Genomic DNA, 15,280 nt, shown 5'->3' on the forward strand with positions numbered 1-15,280 from the left:
TTGACCATGAGATGCCTGTGTATCGCTTGAACTGAGGATCAGAAAGCTTGTTTGAATCGATGTATTTCATCCGCAGATTATGCACGAATGCTAAGAAATCCGGAGTGCAAATATTAACCAAAAAGAAGATCGTTTTTTGATTTATGAAAGAGATCTAATATAAATAAAAAATTATTTTTTATTTTTTCTGCTATCTTGCCGATTCCTACTATTATAATTTCTTCTCAATTTTGTTTCGGGATTTATTCATTTATTATTGGTATTTATCTATTTTTATATGGCAATAAATTATCAAAACATTTAACAATACCAGCTTTAATTATTGGCTTATACTTTGCGGGTGTTCATAACTTTAGCCATTCTTATAATTTCTTTATAGATATTCTTGGTTCTAAATCATATACGTTATTAAATATAATCGCAGGGCCTTTGATTGTTTTTGGTGTTCTGATGAATACAAAGATATCAAATGCCTTAGATAAAAAACCACTTATTTACCTTGGAAAATTATCTTTTTCAATCTATTTACTGCATTTAGTTATCATATACTCAATTGGTATTCCCACTTTTAATTTCTTACTTACAACTAATGTTAGTGAGTTTTCCAACATAATTTTATCTTCGACTTTAATTATTTTTTTAACTCTCATATTTTCTCATTTTTATAGTGAATATATTGATGCTTTATCAATTAAAGTTGGTAATAAAATAGAATCTTTTGTTTTTAAAAAATAATTTAATAAGCCCTCACGTGAGGGCTTATTTTAATTCCATGATTTAGTTACGTCTTGAAGTTCTGCATCAGTCAAAGCACGTGAAAAAATTGCAAGCTTTGTAACAATTCCATGTAACCCCGCACGACCAATCGGACTTGGATGGCCAAACCCTAAATATAGAACGTTGGGAACATAACCTCCTAGAACAGCGACTTTTTCAGTCATCACGCCATTCGAAGCAACTGTCATTTGATTAGCGCCTAAACGCAATGCTGTGACATTACCCCATTTTTGTGCGGCTGATATATCACTTAGCTTGTCTGAGTTAATTGCGTTAGAGATCGCATAAGTGAGTTTTGCCAATATTTCTACAGGCAATTTCTGATTATTCACAAAGCGAGTAATGGCTTCATGGCGCGTATCGTGGAATGTGAGCTGACCAGATAGGCCAACTTTATGCAGATTGGCTGCCACATAAGCCGAAAGGAATTACTATTGTGAGGGATTAAATTGCCTTTACGACCTGCTAATAGATCCAGCAAAGCGCGAGCCTTATTAGATAGTGGCACATTGCGCTCAGTCCCGTTCTTAGTCGTCGGCAAATGAACATAATCACCATTATCGTGGTCGGACATCAAGCCAAGAATTTCACCTTTACGCATTGCTGTTTCAAGTGCGAATAAAAAAGACCATGCGACAAAATGCGCTGGGGATGTTGGAACTTTATCTTCCGAGTAATTATCGAGACCAGCCAAAATCAGTTCAATTTGAGAGGCATCGATCCTATTATTTCGAGCCGGCGGCTTAGTTGGTTTCTTTACTAAATTAAATGGATTAGATGGGATTAGAAAAAGTTCACGTACTGGGAATGTAAAGACAGAAGAACCTAAGCTCATTTCTCTGTGAACAGTGGCGGGCTTTACAAGTTCAAGACGTTTATCGCGATTTTCAGTGATCAACTTGGGCGTAAGATCATAGATGGAATACTCAGCAAGTTCGCCATAGTATTTTTCAAGGTTTATAATGTGGTTACGGGTATGTTCTTTACTTTTTTTGAATTGCCCGACTTTAAGGTAATAAAGATCGAATAACTGCTTTACAGTCATTTGGGGCTTATCTATATTTTTGAGCTGCCTTTCGTATTCCAGCTGCAGTTCCATAAGCCGCTTATGTGCCCATTGAATGCACTCTTTTTCAGTATCACGAGTTGCTGCGTCACGAAGGTGTTTGTATTTGACTTGGATGCACCAGGCATTGCCACGTTTGACAGGTTTTTGCATATTAATAAACTCTCAATATTTGGTGCCGTAATCGGGCGCCATTCCATCTTGAGACTTAAACAACAATCCCAAAATGGCGCCCGAAAGCGAAATAAAAAGGAGTTTTTAATGCAAATTTTGAGTATTTTGATTACCCAAAGCTGACCTATTTGACAGTAAAAACAGGGCGAAATAGCTAGTATTTCACCCTTAACTTATTGATTAGACTCAATAAAAATCTTGGTAGGTATATCCAGACTCGAACTGGAGACCTCTACGATGTCAACGTAGCGCTCTAACCAACTGAGCTATACACCTGAAGTCCAAGCATCATATTCATTTTTATTTTTTATGACAAGCCCTTTTCTGACTTTTTTAAACTTTGCGTACAAGTTTTAAGCAAAGCCTTAAAATATTGAATATCATGAGAACTTAGCGCGGTACCTACATAAATTTCCTGCTCAAATAACGTAATAGCTTGTTCAAATGTCGCCCTTTCCTGTTCAGGTACATTTTCAGCCAAACGTTGTAACCAATGCCGAAAACTTTCAGAAGTCAATTTTTGCTGGCTCAAGGGTAAATTCTTTGCGAAATTTGTAATTTCTCTTTCAAGCGGGCTTAAACTTTTTCTTTTTTTCCGCAAAATCCATATAAAATATAATGCTACAATGCCACCAATACTCAAAATAAGAATTAAAACACCTGCATAAGCAGAATTTGTACCGAGCTTTTTAAACCATTGTTGTTGAGATTGAGCATTATAGCCCACCACTTTGCTTTGCCATTGGTAACTCGCATAATCACCCCATACACGGACTTTTTTCAACATCGAAAATTGTTGATAGGCCCAAGTCGACTGCTGGCTCCCAAAAATTGTCCGATCTTGTTCCATATAATCCTGCATCCCACCATCGATACGCTGCGGTGCGATTATGGCTGTAGGATCAATTCGACGCCAATGTTGATTGACATAAACCTCTGTCCACGCATGTGCATCAAGTTGACGAACTTCCCAACTTTTTCCATCTGGTGCTAATTGACCACCTTGATATCCCACAACAATACGCGATGGAACACCCACATAGCGCATCAACATTGCAAAACTCGATGCAAAATGTTCGCAAAACCCCTGTCTTGATCCAAATAAAAAATCATCTATCCAATTTTGCCCCAATACACCTGGGCTTAAGGTATATGCAAAGCGATTTTGTTTATACCATTGCAAAACTTCGGCAATATAACGCTCAGGATTTTGACGACTTCGCTGCCATAAAGTTTGGGCCAATTGTTGTGATTGAACATCCAAGTTTTCAACATAGCGAGTGTTTAATTTTTCAAGTAAAGCTACATTTTTTATTTGTGGCGGCTCTGCACTTCCTAACCATTTCAGTTGAATCGGCTCTGTACGTGCTGTTAATCGGTAGGGTGTAATTCGACCATCTTGACCTAAAGCAAAACATGCTTCATTGGGAACGGATTGCTCCAACGACATAATCCACATCACAGTTGGGTCGGCAGCCAAATATTGATAATTCAATGTCCGCTTGGGTTTTAAATCGTCTGGATTCAGCTGTATAACGTTCTGTTTAAAAAAATGACTGGTCCATTTAGAACCATCATATTCATCTAATGCCATCGTCCGCCAATACAGCTCTGTACGAGGTGGCAAGGCTTGAATATCACCGATTATACGAAAAGCCAAACTACTCGACTGTGATAACTCAGCAATATCGCCGGGAGACATGCTGTCACTGATTCCTGTTGTGGCTTTATTTTCAGGAATAGGAATATGCCATAGCGGCGGCAGGCGTGGAAAAAAGAGAAACAGTAAAATAAAGAATGGAACAGCTAAGGCAATAAATTTACCCACATGCCCAATATCTTGTTTAATCGCTTGTATTTCACGGCCTGAGTTTTGGCTAAAACCAACGGTCTGTAAACGGTATAATCCAATAAAGCAGCTCAACAACGCCAACAAAATGACCAATGCCATGGCAAAAGACTGGCTAAACAAAAAACTACTGGCAATCACAAACATCGCAAAGTTAAATAAAATAATTACATCACGACGTGTTTTTGTTTCTAAAGATTTAGCAAATAAAAATGTACTAAGTACTGTAACCCCTGCATCAACACCAATAAATGTTTTATGACTTATGTAAATGCTGAATAAAGCTATCAATGTCAGCACATAGGTTAAAATTTTAGAAAATGGTTTTTTACTGGCGCGGGTATTGTGTAATAAAATAAGCCAAATGACTAAAAATACTAATGATGTCACCACTGGTATATAAAGCATTTGCGCAATGAGCACCAAAGCTAAAGTGAGTAGTATGGAGCGGCTTATGGTATTTTCAATCATCAATTAAGCCTGCGCCAATAACCGTTTAGCTTCGGAAAAATGCAGTGCTCCAGTGCCTGATGCTAACTCAGCATTAGGTAAATACAGTGCATATTGATCGTGATTTTGCTCAGCCTGCTCGACCAAACCCATCATAAGGCTAAGTTTTTCTTCATGACTTTGAGCTGGCATATAGTGATAATGAATCTCCAATTTCTTTAGATCTTCATATTGTTCAAAGACTTTCACATATAAGCCTTGTCCTCGTGCTGCTTGTTTCCAAGACACCGCATGAAGTGAATCCCCCGTCTGAAAACTCCGTAATTCGCTAAATTCATCAAGATCAGGTTCAAAGTTTTGCTGTTGTTGCTTATTTTCAACGGAATGCCAACTGGCTTGAGGTGCAACCCACGCTGGTTGCTGTACGTACAAATACGTCCAGGCCCGAACCAAACCAAAGGGATAAACACTATAAATTTGTATAGGTGGAATCTGAAAAGCACCGCGTTGACTGGTTATAAAATTTAATTGAAAGTCATGCTGTTGCGTATTGAACAATAATTTATGTAGCTGATTTTCAGTTTTAATCCACAAATATCGCGCCTGCTCGCTCTCTTGTTTGAAGTAAATTTCGACCGAGAGCAATTCACCTACTTGCGGTGTATCAACAACATTTATTTGAATCTGCAACGCATGAAGCTGTTTAAAAGTAATATAGAAACTAATACACAGTACAGCACTAATTAAAAAGCAAAATCCTAAAATCAAGTTATTGGCATAATTCACACCTGCAATAAAGGTGATGAAAATTAACACCAAATACAAGTAGCCTTGCTGATAGATAAAGATCAAGACGTCTTTTTGAGTCAGCTGCTTGTGCTGATCAATTTTAAATCGACGTTCAATCCATTGCTGCCACATCGAAGCCAAGGTTCAACTCCTTTATTGAATCGAAACTTGTTCTAAAAGCTTAAAGGCTTCAAGATCTGACAGCCCAATTCGATGAGACACCACCGCAGCAAACACCGCTTGCACATCGTCAGGATTCACATAATTTCGCTGCTCAATCAGCGCATAGGCTTGCGCAGCTTTCTTTAAGGCTAAAACACCACGCGTAGAGAGACCATGTCTCCCTTTACGTGTTTCAGCAGCAAGATCCAAAATGTAATCCATTAAACGATCACTCAGATGTATCTGCTCGACAAAACCTTGTACTTGTAAAATTTCTGCTTCATTAAAGATATGTGCTAATGCTGCAATCAGATCATGGCGTGAAGTTTGTTGGAGCAATAATTTCTCTGCCTGACGCGATGGATAACCTAAAGACAATCGCATTAAAAAACGGTCCAACTGGGACTCAGGTAAGGCATAAGTACCACTTTGAAAAAAAGGGTTTTGTGTCGCAATCACCCAAAATGGTTGAGGCAAAGCATATCGCACACCATCAACCGTCACATACCCCTCTTCCATCGCTTCCAATAAAGCACTTTGGGTCTTTGGACTACAACGGTTGATTTCATCTGCCAATAAAATTTGGGTAAAAATTGGCCCAGATTTAAACTCAAAATGATGTTCTTTTTGATTAAACATATTTACCCCAATCACATCGCTGGCCAGCATGTCATTGGTAAATTGAATCCGTTGAAACTTTAATCCCGCCAAATGTGACAAGGCGCTAGATAATGTCGTTTTTCCTAAACCAGGTAAGTCTTCAAATAGCACATGCCCACCAGCCAATAGACAAGCTAAAGCCAATTTGGTTTGCTGGTTTTTATCCAAAATAATTTGGTTAATTTGTTCGAGGAATGTATTTATTTTCGGGTAAAAAGGCGCAAGGCTCTGCTCACTTAAAAGCGTTGATGTATTATTTTGTTGGCTTTTCTCTGATCCCCAAAACACCTTTTATTCCCCAATAAAAAAGTTAAATGAATGACTAACATACAGGGTTTTATTTAAAAATACAGTGTTTATCTCTAAGCCATACCCAGTTCAATACTTTAAATACATACGCTTGATATTTATTGAGTATACAAAAACGTTGTTTTCGCTTCGACTGATCAAAATTTTGCAATAAAAAAGCGTCCCGAAGAACGCTTTTTTCTTAGATTTTTAGCTCGAGTCAAAGCATTAGCAAGGACACTTCTTCATGTCACCACCAGCTGATGGATAACGTGCATCCACACAGTGGCGATAAAATGTTTTTGCATCCATCGCTTCCAAATCAGGATGATGTTTTGCCATATGTTCCAAATAGTTTTGGTAATCTGGCACCCCCACCATCAAGCGGAAACTTTGCTGTAAACGTTGCCACAACGTCGCTATACGTGACCAATTTTTCGGGTTCAGAATTAAATCCTTCTGCGACATAATGGTCATTTTAATGATTTTATAAATCACCGTTTTTCCACTTTTTGCAAACTTCAGGTTCATTCATATTCCCCTATTAATGTGCTGAATTTGACGGATTAATTTCAGCTGGGTCACGGTAAATTGCTTCTGCTTCATTCACCGATGGATTTGGATTTGCCAAGGCACGACGCACCACACCAATCGCTGCAAATAACATCACAAATGCCACGATCATAAAGAATGCACAAAGACCTGCATTGATTTGATTCGACAATGCAACCGTATGCATTTCAGCCATGGTTTTCGCAGGTGCCAACAATTCATTTTTCGCAATGGCTGTATTAAAACGATCTGCTTGAGCCAAGAAACCAATCTTTGGATTTTCATGGAAAATCTTCTGCCAACCAGCGGTCATTGAAGTAATAAACAAGAATAATGTTGGGATAATTGTCACCCAAACATACTTTTGTTTTTTCATCTTGAATAAAATCACTGTACCCAAGATCAATGCCATCGCAGCAAGAATTTGGTTACCAATACCAAATAGCGGCCATAAACTATTAATACCGCCGAGTGGATCAACCACGCCTTGGTAAACGAAGAAGCCCCAACCTGCAACAGCCACCGCTGTACCTAACAGATTTCCGAAGAAGTTATGTGAGTTTTTAACAGCAGGAATCACGATACCCACAGTATCTTGCACCATGAAACGACATGCACGTGTACCCGCATCAACTGCCGTTAAAATGAAAAGTGCTTCGAATAAAATCGCAAAGTGATACCAGAACGCCATCATTGAACGGTTATTGAAAATTTCCGTAATGATATGCGCCATACCAATCGCAAATGTTGGCGCACCCCCTGTACGAGACAGAATCGAGTTTTCACCCACTTCTTGTGCAAGTAAGGTCAATGCTTCAGGTGTGACCACGAAGCCTAATGTACGAACTGCTTCTGCAGCGGACTCAACCGTTGTACCAATCACAGCTGCTGGCGCATTAATCGCAAAATACACACCAGGCTCAAGAATCGTTGCACAGACCAAAGCCATGATCGCAACAAAAGATTCCATCAACATGCCGCCATAACCGATCATGCGAATATCTTTTTCATTATTCACAAGTTTCGGTGTCGTTCCTGAAGAAACGAGCGCATGGAAACCTGAAATTGCACCACAGGCAATGGTAATAAACAAGAATGGGAACATTGAGCCTGCAAATACAGGACCTGTACCATCAATAAAATGCGTTACCGCTGGCATTTTCATCTCAGGTAAAGCAAACATGATCCCGATTGCTAAACCTGCAATAACACCAATTTTCAAGAAGGTCGATAGGTAATCACGTGGTGCAAGCAGTAACCAAACAGGTAATACTGATGCCACGAAACCATAACCAATCAACCACCAAGTTAGTTCAGTACCTGAAAGTGTAAAGAATGGCCCCCAGTACGGATGCTGTGCAATGTCGCCACCATAGATAATCCCAGCCATCATCAGTACAAAACCAATGATCGACACTTCTGCAATTTTACCCGGACGGATAAATCGCATATATATACCCATGAAAATCGCAATCGGTACAGTGGCAGCGATACTGAAGACACCCCACGGACTATTGGTCAACGCTTTTACAACCACCAAAGCAAGTACCGCAAGAATGATGATCATCACACCAAGTGCGCCAAGCATCACGATGATTCCGGCAAAAGAACCCAGTTCTTGTTTTGCCATTTCACCGAGTGAACGACCATCACGACGCGTTGAGATGAATAAGACTAAAAAGTCTTGAACCGCACCGGCGAGAACAACACCCACCAAGAGCCAAATTGTTCCCGGCAAATAACCCATTTGCGCAGCAAGGATTGGTCCTACTAAAGGACCTGCACCTGCAATCGCGGCAAAGTGGTGACCAAATAGAACACTTTTATTGGTCGGCACATAATCCAAACCGTCAGCTAAGCGATGAGCAGGCGTTAAACGTCGCTCATTCAGTTCAAAGACTTTATTGGCAATAAATAAACTATAAAAACGATATGCAATGCTATACACACAGATTGCTGCAAGGATCAGCCAAACTGCATTGACATGCTCGCCTCGACTGAGTGCTAGTATGCCGAATGAAACGGCACCTAGAATGGCTACAAACAGCCAGATAATCTTTGAAGCCATTCCTGACTTCGGTTGAATGTTTTCCATCTCAATCCCTCATAAATGTTGAAATAAATCAGCTTGATTTTTCTTGTTCGAGGTACTGCTGTTTCTTCCCTTGAAACTCTACTCCTGTTATAGGTTTTTTCATCTAATACTTTGGAATAAAAATTTAAACCAATAGGTATAAAAAAAGGGATGAATCACTTCATCCCTTTCGATAATAGTCTATTTTTAAACCATTATGCACGTTCTAAATAGTCACCAGTACGAGTGTCTACACGAACGCTTTCTTCTTGCTGTACGAATAATGGAACACGTACAACTGCACCAGTTTCAAGCTTAGCCGGTTTACCGCCACCGCCTGAAGTATCACCACGTACACCTGGATCAGTTTCAACGATTTTTAATACAACGAAGTTTGGCGCGCTCACAGTTAAAGGAACACCATTCCATAACATGATTGTGCAAAGTTCGTTAGAGTCATCTTTCAACCATTTAGCCGCGTCGCCCATAGCAACTTTATCAGCAGCGATTTGTTCGAAAGATTCTGGGTCCATGAAGTTCCACATTTCACCGTCGTTATACAAGTAGTTCATTTCAACTTCTTGGATGTCAGCAGCTTCTAGTGAATCACCAGATTTGAAAGTTTTTTCTAAAACTTTACCAGTTTTAAGGTTACGTAATTTTACGCGGTTAAAAGCTTGGCCTTTACCTGGTTTTACGTATTCGTTTTCCATGATTGAACATGGGTTACCGTCAAGCATGACCTTAAGGCCTGACTTGAAATCATTCGTAGAATAATAGGCCATGACTGGCTCACTCCAAACTTACTAACTTTAATCTATAGATGCTATGGGCTGTAACATGTCATTTAGCAAGTACTGACTGTAACATTGGCTGCCACATGCACATTAATGTGATATTGCGTATTCTAAATGACCAATGCACCATGTCGCAACGAAAAAATCCCCATTAAAGGGGTCAAGCTGCTTAACTTACACTCAGACATTAAAGAACTTTGTTTATACAATGCCCACAAACAGGTAAAATTGCTGTTTACTGAAACTTAATAAATGTTTCGTAGGCTTCATCCGTTCTAAGCTTTATCGGAATTATTTCAGCTTAAACATCAAAGTTCGACGCATTAATTTCAGCAATATTCCCCCCACTCACCTTTCTGCATTTTTTAAACAATCGGCATGATAAACTATTTATTTCAAGAGCAAAACTGGCAAACTCAATTGAGTGATTTGATTAAAAATCCTCAAGAATTACTCGATGTATTAGAACTTTCGCATGATCAGTTATTATCGGGTGCTCAGTTCGCAGCAGATGAATTTCGCCTACGCGTTCCGCGCGCTTTTGTCGAAAAAATGCAAAAAGGTAATCCGCTCGATCCGCTTTTACTCCAAGTCCTACCGCATCATTTAGAACTTGAAGAACACGCCGGTTTTGTTACCGACCCATTAGGTGAAGAACAAGCCAACCAACAGCCTGGTGTATTACATAAGTACAAGTCTCGTTTTTTACTGACTTTAACCGGTGCCTGCGCGGTCCATTGCCGTTATTGTTTCCGCCGGCATTTTCCATACCAAGAAAACCTGCCTAAAAATGACGATTGGCCAAACATTAAAGAATATATTGAACAACAACCCGATATTAATGAAGTGATTTTAAGTGGTGGAGACCCGCTCACACTATCAAATCGTAAACTTCAAGTGTGGATTGAACGTTTATCGACTTTGCCACAAATTAAATTTTTGAGAATTCATTCACGAGTTCCTATCGTAATCCCCAACCGTGTCGATGAAGAGCTGGTTTCTATTTTAAAAAACAGTAGGCTACGCATTATTCTAGTGGTACACTCAAATCATCCATCAGAGCTAGATGACTTCACGTGCAGCCAGCTTCAACAGCTTGTCAAACAAGGAATCACCGTGCTGAACCAAGCAGTCTTATTAAAAGGGGTTAATGATTCTGCAGAAGTATTAGTCGATTTAAGTTACCGCTTATTCGACGCAGGTGTAATGCCATATTATTTGCATGTTCTGGATAAAGTAAAAGGTGCTCATCATTTTGATACACCAGCTCAGGATATTGATTTAATTTATAAAAAAGTTTTAGAGAACCTACCTGGTTATTTGGTTCCTAAACTTGTACGGGAAATAGCGGGCGAAAAAAACAAGACACCGCTTTTTGGGGCTTCAACTTTTTGAGTTAAATAATAAAGATGACCACGCATACTTCAGATACGTTTTACAATCCGACTGAATTAAAGCTGGATAAATTAAGCTTTTGTCCGACCAATGCTAAAGGTCTGCAAGAGTGGTTAAACGGTATTTCAATTTTACAATTGGGTACCTCATCTAAAGCTTTATTCAATGCCTTACTTGAAATCTCCGAGCTGAAATGCCAAGAGATGTTACGTTTTGATTTGGTTCAAATTTTACATCCGACTATGGAAAGTGTGCTCACAAGCTTAGAAAAACACTTTACCAATCAAAGCCTCATTACCACGGATCGTAATGACCAAATCATTGAATTGGCGATGCTTTTACGCAGTCACTTTGCCAAAATCTATATTGATATTGCCAAACGATGTAATCAGCAGCTTAATCAACAAAAGTTTTCGATTTTTTCATTCGGCCATAAAAAAAGCTTACAAACTGCTCGAATTGCGTCGATTTACTATGCACTGCAACAACTGACACTATTGTTGTATCAACAACATATGTTGTATACCACCCCGACTGCAGGTCAATGGATTGCAGCACATCAACTGATTGAATGCGCCATTGAACACAATTTCTATCAAAGTAATGTCAATCAGTTACTGGGTACTCAACATCAAATTGCAAATATTGCTCAAGCTTATGCACAATTAATCTTATTAGATATTTTCAATAATCATCAGATTCGCCCTGCTGAAATCCAAGGTTTGTATTTATGTAGCTTTGACTGGGCAAAATTGGTTCAAATCCTACCGAAAGAAACCACGCTTTCACGCTATGTTGTAGACACGAAAAAAGATCACCCACCGATTTATAACTCAAAACAAGATCGGTCTTATCAAGCCAATGTATACATTTCAACGCAAAACTTGCTCGATCATTTGACCGAAACGCAAACTAGAAATGCCAATTATTTATCTAAAAATGAAAAGCTATTTTTAACTCCAGCGCTATATTTCCATATTCATAATATTTTGACCAACAACAGTGAACGCCGTCATGAACGTTATGAATATTCTGCGCAAATTAATATTTGCTTTAGCTTAATGGTGGCGCATTTCTATCTCTCTAAAGGTAAAAACTTCCACGAAACTTTAGATTTGGAAGGCAATTATCAATTCCACAATGAAGCCTCTTTTGTCAATTCGCATGATTCAAATATGCCAACAGGCATGACTAATGCGAAAGCGCTAGATCGTGAAGCAAAACAGATTCATACCGCTGACGTATTAGATATTAGTGTGAATGGTTATCGCATTAAATGGACTGGCCCTACCCCTGCTAATTTAAAAACCGGCGAATTTATTTTGATCCAAGAAAATGCTCAAAGCCAATGGCGTGGCGGTGTTGTTCGTTGGATCAAACAATCGACTGAAAAAAGTTTGGAATTGGGTCTCGAAGTACTGGCTCAAGATTTGTATCCATGTTCAGCCCATATCCGTACCGACCGCAATACAACAAATCATCAACCTGCTTTATTGGTACAGACCACACAACTTGATCAAGTATCTACGACCTTAATTTTACCTGGGGCAAATCTCTTCCGAGAGAAACAAACGATCCACCTTCGCTTAGGCAAAGAAGACATCAAAGTCTATCTCACCAAAGCGCAGTTGGTGACGCAAAGCTTTATTCGCTTTGAATATGAATTATTGAATGAAGAGCAAGAAAATGTCGTTAAAGACTATATTGCGAAACAGAGCAATGAGATCAAAAATAACGACTTATGGGAAGCATTAAAGTGAGAAATCCATTACTATCCAAAAAACTAAAACGTACGGAAACTCGATTACTCATTATTGATGATAATCAAATACGTTTTAACCAGATACGTGATTTATTGACAGACAGCGAACATCAAGTTCATGCCATATTACTTGATGATTTACAAAATTTCGAAAAACAGCTGAATCTCAATTGGGACTTGATCATTTTTGGACGTGCTTATGATTTAAAATATGAACAAGCTTTAAGTTTAGTTCAACTATCGAGCCAACCGAATTTACCGATTATTTTACTTAAACCCGAGGACTATCAAGCAGAACAATATGCAAGTTTAGTCAAAAAAGGGATTTATGACATTGTCGATATTGCTGAACCTGAGAGTTTCTATTTTGGTTTAATCCGTGCTTTATCCTTTAGTCGCCTACAACAATCGCAGCAACATTTAATGGAAGAGCTCGAAACAGCTCAAATCCAAACCCAGTCTTTAGTTGAAGATAGTCGTAAAGCGGTTGCCGTGATTCAAGAAGGCATTCACATTCAAGCCAATGCTGAATATCTCACTTTATTTGGTCTAAAAAATGAAGATGATGTAATTGGTCTGCCTTTACTCGATCTATTACAACCTACTGACCTCAACGACTTTAAGCAACGCTTTAAAAAAATTAGCCAAGGGCAGCTCGATTTAGGACGTTTTGATCTCGTTTCACAAAATATCGCAGTGGTTGGGCAAAACCCACTAAAACTCGAATTTATTGCCGCAGCTGAAGAAGATGCTTTACAGCTCGCAATTGAAATTGGCAGTCAAAGCAGCAATGCTGTAAGCAATGCTCAAGTTGAAGCTAGCCCACAAAAACCAAAAGCATTTCAACAACTCAACCGTACCATTGCTCAGCAACCCGCTAATGTAAATGCATTAGTTCTATTTACATTGGCTTCTTGTTCTGATGCGATTTTTCAAAAAGATTGGAATACTTATAAGAGCTATTTCACCAATATTAAAGACTTCTTGAAAGATCAGACGCATGCTCCATTATTTAGTTTAGATAATGGTGCAATCGTTGCCTTATTCCAAGCGGATAATCAGCTCAAACTTGAGTCTAAATTGATTGGTCTTAATACCCTGAGCAAACCTCAATTACTCAGTGTAAACAATGAAACTTATCCATTAAATTTACGCATAGGATACAGTGTTTTAGACAGCGATATTCGTGATGAAGCACATTTTGATACCTTTATTGCGAAAGCCTTTAATACTGCGCTACCAACCAACCAACAAGCACCTGAAATCGATTTAACTATTCCATTAGAAATTGACATACCAAGTTTGGATTTTGGTACACCAGAAGCGCAAATTGCACCGATTGTCGTTAGTGATGAAGCTCCTGTTATCAAGGCCCTTCGCACCTGCTTAGAACGCGGTGAAATTCATCTTAAATATCAGCAACTGTATGATAAAGAAGATTCTCATCTTTATACTTATGAAGTAACCAGCGGCTTTATTTTTGAAAATAAATGGAAAGATATCGCCCAACTACGTGAGTTGGCTGAAGACTCTGAGCTTTCCATTAAATTGGATCGTTGGATCTTAGTTGAATCGTGTAAACAACTACACAACTTCATCACTCAGTTCCCTGAAGCGAAATTAATCGTTAACCTCAACAAAGAAGTGCTATATAACGACCGCACCTTCCCTGAGTTTATTTCGAAACTGATTACGATTATTCGTAGTAAATTGAAAAATCCGTTAATTTTACAATTTGCAGAAGAAGACATTCAGCTCAATATCGATGCCGCTCAAAAAGCATTTATTGAACTTCGTAAAAATGGTGCCGAACTGGCTTTACGTAATTTTGGTCATTCGATGTTTAGTGAATCATTATTACGTCAAATGGATGTTCACTGCTTAACACTAGATTCAAGCTTGACCCAAATGCTTGCAAACGACAAGTCATGCCAAGAGCTGCAAGAAAAAATTACCACTTATCATGAAATCAAAACTGTTGAAATCATGCTACGTGAATTAAATGACATGACACTGTTTGCCAATGCTTGGAATGTAGAAGCTCGTTTTATTCAAGGTGATTATTTCCAGAAGAAACTCGACCATCTCATCGATGTTCAGGACCAATAAGGTTCTGAACATTGCCGATTTAAGGTTTATCTTTTTATCGGCACAAAAAAAACGGGCATAAAGCCCGTTTTTTCGTTTTGGATATTAACGTTTGATAGAACGTGACATACCAGCAAAACGTTGTTTGAATTTGTCGATACGACCGCCAGTGTCAACGCTTTTCTGTTTACCAGTGTAGAATGGGTGGCAAGCAGAACATACGTCTAGGTAAATAGTTTCTTTACCTAGAGCTGAACGAGTTTCAATTACGTTACCGCATGAACATGTAGCAACTAAAGTTTCATATTTCGGGTGAATATCGGCGCGCATCGTCGATTACTCCTAAGATTTAAGAAGGTTTAACTGTCATCGCAATTGATCACTCTTGCATCACTAC

13 protein-coding genes and 1 tRNA gene are annotated in these 15,280 nt (G+C 38.8%); 4 read left to right on the forward strand and 10 right to left on the reverse strand.

All coding sequences use genetic code 11. The features are described from left to right. Positions 1-195 precede the first annotated feature (195 nt). On the forward strand, positions 196-735 hold the full coding sequence (locus FTU13_RS00005) for a hypothetical protein (RefSeq protein ID WP_180161047.1): 540 nt from the start codon (positions 196-198) through the stop codon (positions 733-735). Between the two features lie 29 nt (positions 736-764). Here FTU13_RS00005 and FTU13_RS17370 read toward each other — a convergent pair whose 3' ends face one another. From FTU13_RS17370 to efp, 9 genes are all read right to left on the reverse strand, one after another. Next, positions 765-1,109, reverse strand: a complete 345-nt coding sequence (locus FTU13_RS17370; protein WP_257226724.1) for a hypothetical protein — start codon at positions 1,107-1,109, stop codon at positions 765-767. Beyond that, complete coding sequence (locus FTU13_RS00010) at positions 1,106-1,996, reverse strand: site-specific integrase (protein WP_257226723.1); 891 nt, start codon at positions 1,994-1,996, stop codon at positions 1,106-1,108. The genes FTU13_RS17370 and FTU13_RS00010 overlap by 4 nt, the downstream gene beginning before the upstream one ends. 220 nt (positions 1,997-2,216) lie before the next feature. Next, positions 2,217-2,293, reverse strand: a tRNA-Val gene (locus FTU13_RS00015). A 31-nt stretch (positions 2,294-2,324) separates the two neighbouring features. Beyond that, positions 2,325-4,337 carry a DUF3488 and transglutaminase-like domain-containing protein gene (locus tag FTU13_RS00020; protein WP_180127190.1) on the reverse strand — a complete coding sequence of 671 codons (2,013 nt, stop codon included), beginning with the start codon at positions 4,335-4,337 and terminating at the stop codon, positions 2,325-2,327. 3 nt (positions 4,338-4,340) lie between these two features. Continuing rightward, entirely contained in the window at positions 4,341-5,246 is a 906-nt protein-coding gene (locus tag FTU13_RS00025) for a DUF58 domain-containing protein (RefSeq protein ID WP_180127192.1), read from the reverse strand. A gap of 12 nt (positions 5,247-5,258) precedes the next feature. Continuing rightward, the gene (locus FTU13_RS00030; RefSeq protein ID WP_180127194.1) at positions 5,259-6,215 is read right to left on the reverse strand and encodes a MoxR family ATPase; all 957 of its coding nucleotides are present in this window, start codon (positions 6,213-6,215) and stop codon (positions 5,259-5,261) included. Positions 6,216-6,443: 228 nt separating this feature from the next. Continuing rightward, a complete protein-coding gene (locus tag FTU13_RS00035; protein WP_078190160.1) occupies positions 6,444-6,746 on the reverse strand; it encodes a YbdD/YjiX family protein in 303 nt (100 codons plus the stop codon). A 13-nt stretch (positions 6,747-6,759) separates the two neighbouring features. Continuing rightward, positions 6,760-8,862 carry a carbon starvation CstA family protein gene (locus FTU13_RS00040; RefSeq protein WP_180127195.1) on the reverse strand — a complete coding sequence of 701 codons (2,103 nt, stop codon included), beginning with the start codon at positions 8,860-8,862 and terminating at the stop codon, positions 6,760-6,762. Between the two features lie 194 nt (positions 8,863-9,056). Then, complete coding sequence (efp, locus tag FTU13_RS00045; RefSeq protein WP_067762759.1) at positions 9,057-9,626, reverse strand: elongation factor P; 570 nt, start codon at positions 9,624-9,626, stop codon at positions 9,057-9,059. A gap of 390 nt (positions 9,627-10,016) precedes the next feature. On the opposite strand from efp, the gene epmB reads away from it, so the two are divergent. The 3 genes from epmB to FTU13_RS00060 are packed head-to-tail and all read left to right on the forward strand — an operon-like array spanning position 10,017 to position 14,904. Continuing rightward, positions 10,017-11,033, forward strand: coding sequence for an EF-P beta-lysylation protein EpmB (epmB, locus tag FTU13_RS00050; RefSeq protein ID WP_180127197.1), 1,017 nt, complete (start codon positions 10,017-10,019; stop codon positions 11,031-11,033). A 14-nt stretch (positions 11,034-11,047) separates the two neighbouring features. Continuing rightward, positions 11,048-12,793 (forward strand): GTPase, encoded by a 1,746-nt coding sequence (locus tag FTU13_RS00055; RefSeq protein WP_180127199.1) that lies wholly within the window; start codon positions 11,048-11,050, stop codon positions 12,791-12,793. Next, positions 12,775-14,904 (forward strand): EAL domain-containing protein, encoded by a 2,130-nt coding sequence (locus FTU13_RS00060; protein ID WP_180127201.1) that lies wholly within the window; start codon positions 12,775-12,777, stop codon positions 14,902-14,904. The genes FTU13_RS00055 and FTU13_RS00060 overlap by 19 nt, the downstream gene beginning before the upstream one ends. 84 nt (positions 14,905-14,988) lie before the next feature. On the opposite strand, the gene rpmE is transcribed toward FTU13_RS00060, so the two are convergent. Continuing rightward, positions 14,989-15,213, reverse strand: a complete 225-nt coding sequence (gene rpmE, locus FTU13_RS00065) for a 50S ribosomal protein L31 (protein WP_078190165.1) — start codon at positions 15,211-15,213, stop codon at positions 14,989-14,991. Positions 15,214-15,280: the final 67 nt, after the last annotated feature.

Origin of the sequence: Acinetobacter sp. YH12064 (assembly GCF_013419735.1) — a bacterium.
Taxonomy (GTDB): Bacteria; Pseudomonadota; Gammaproteobacteria; order Pseudomonadales; family Moraxellaceae; genus Acinetobacter; species Acinetobacter amyesii.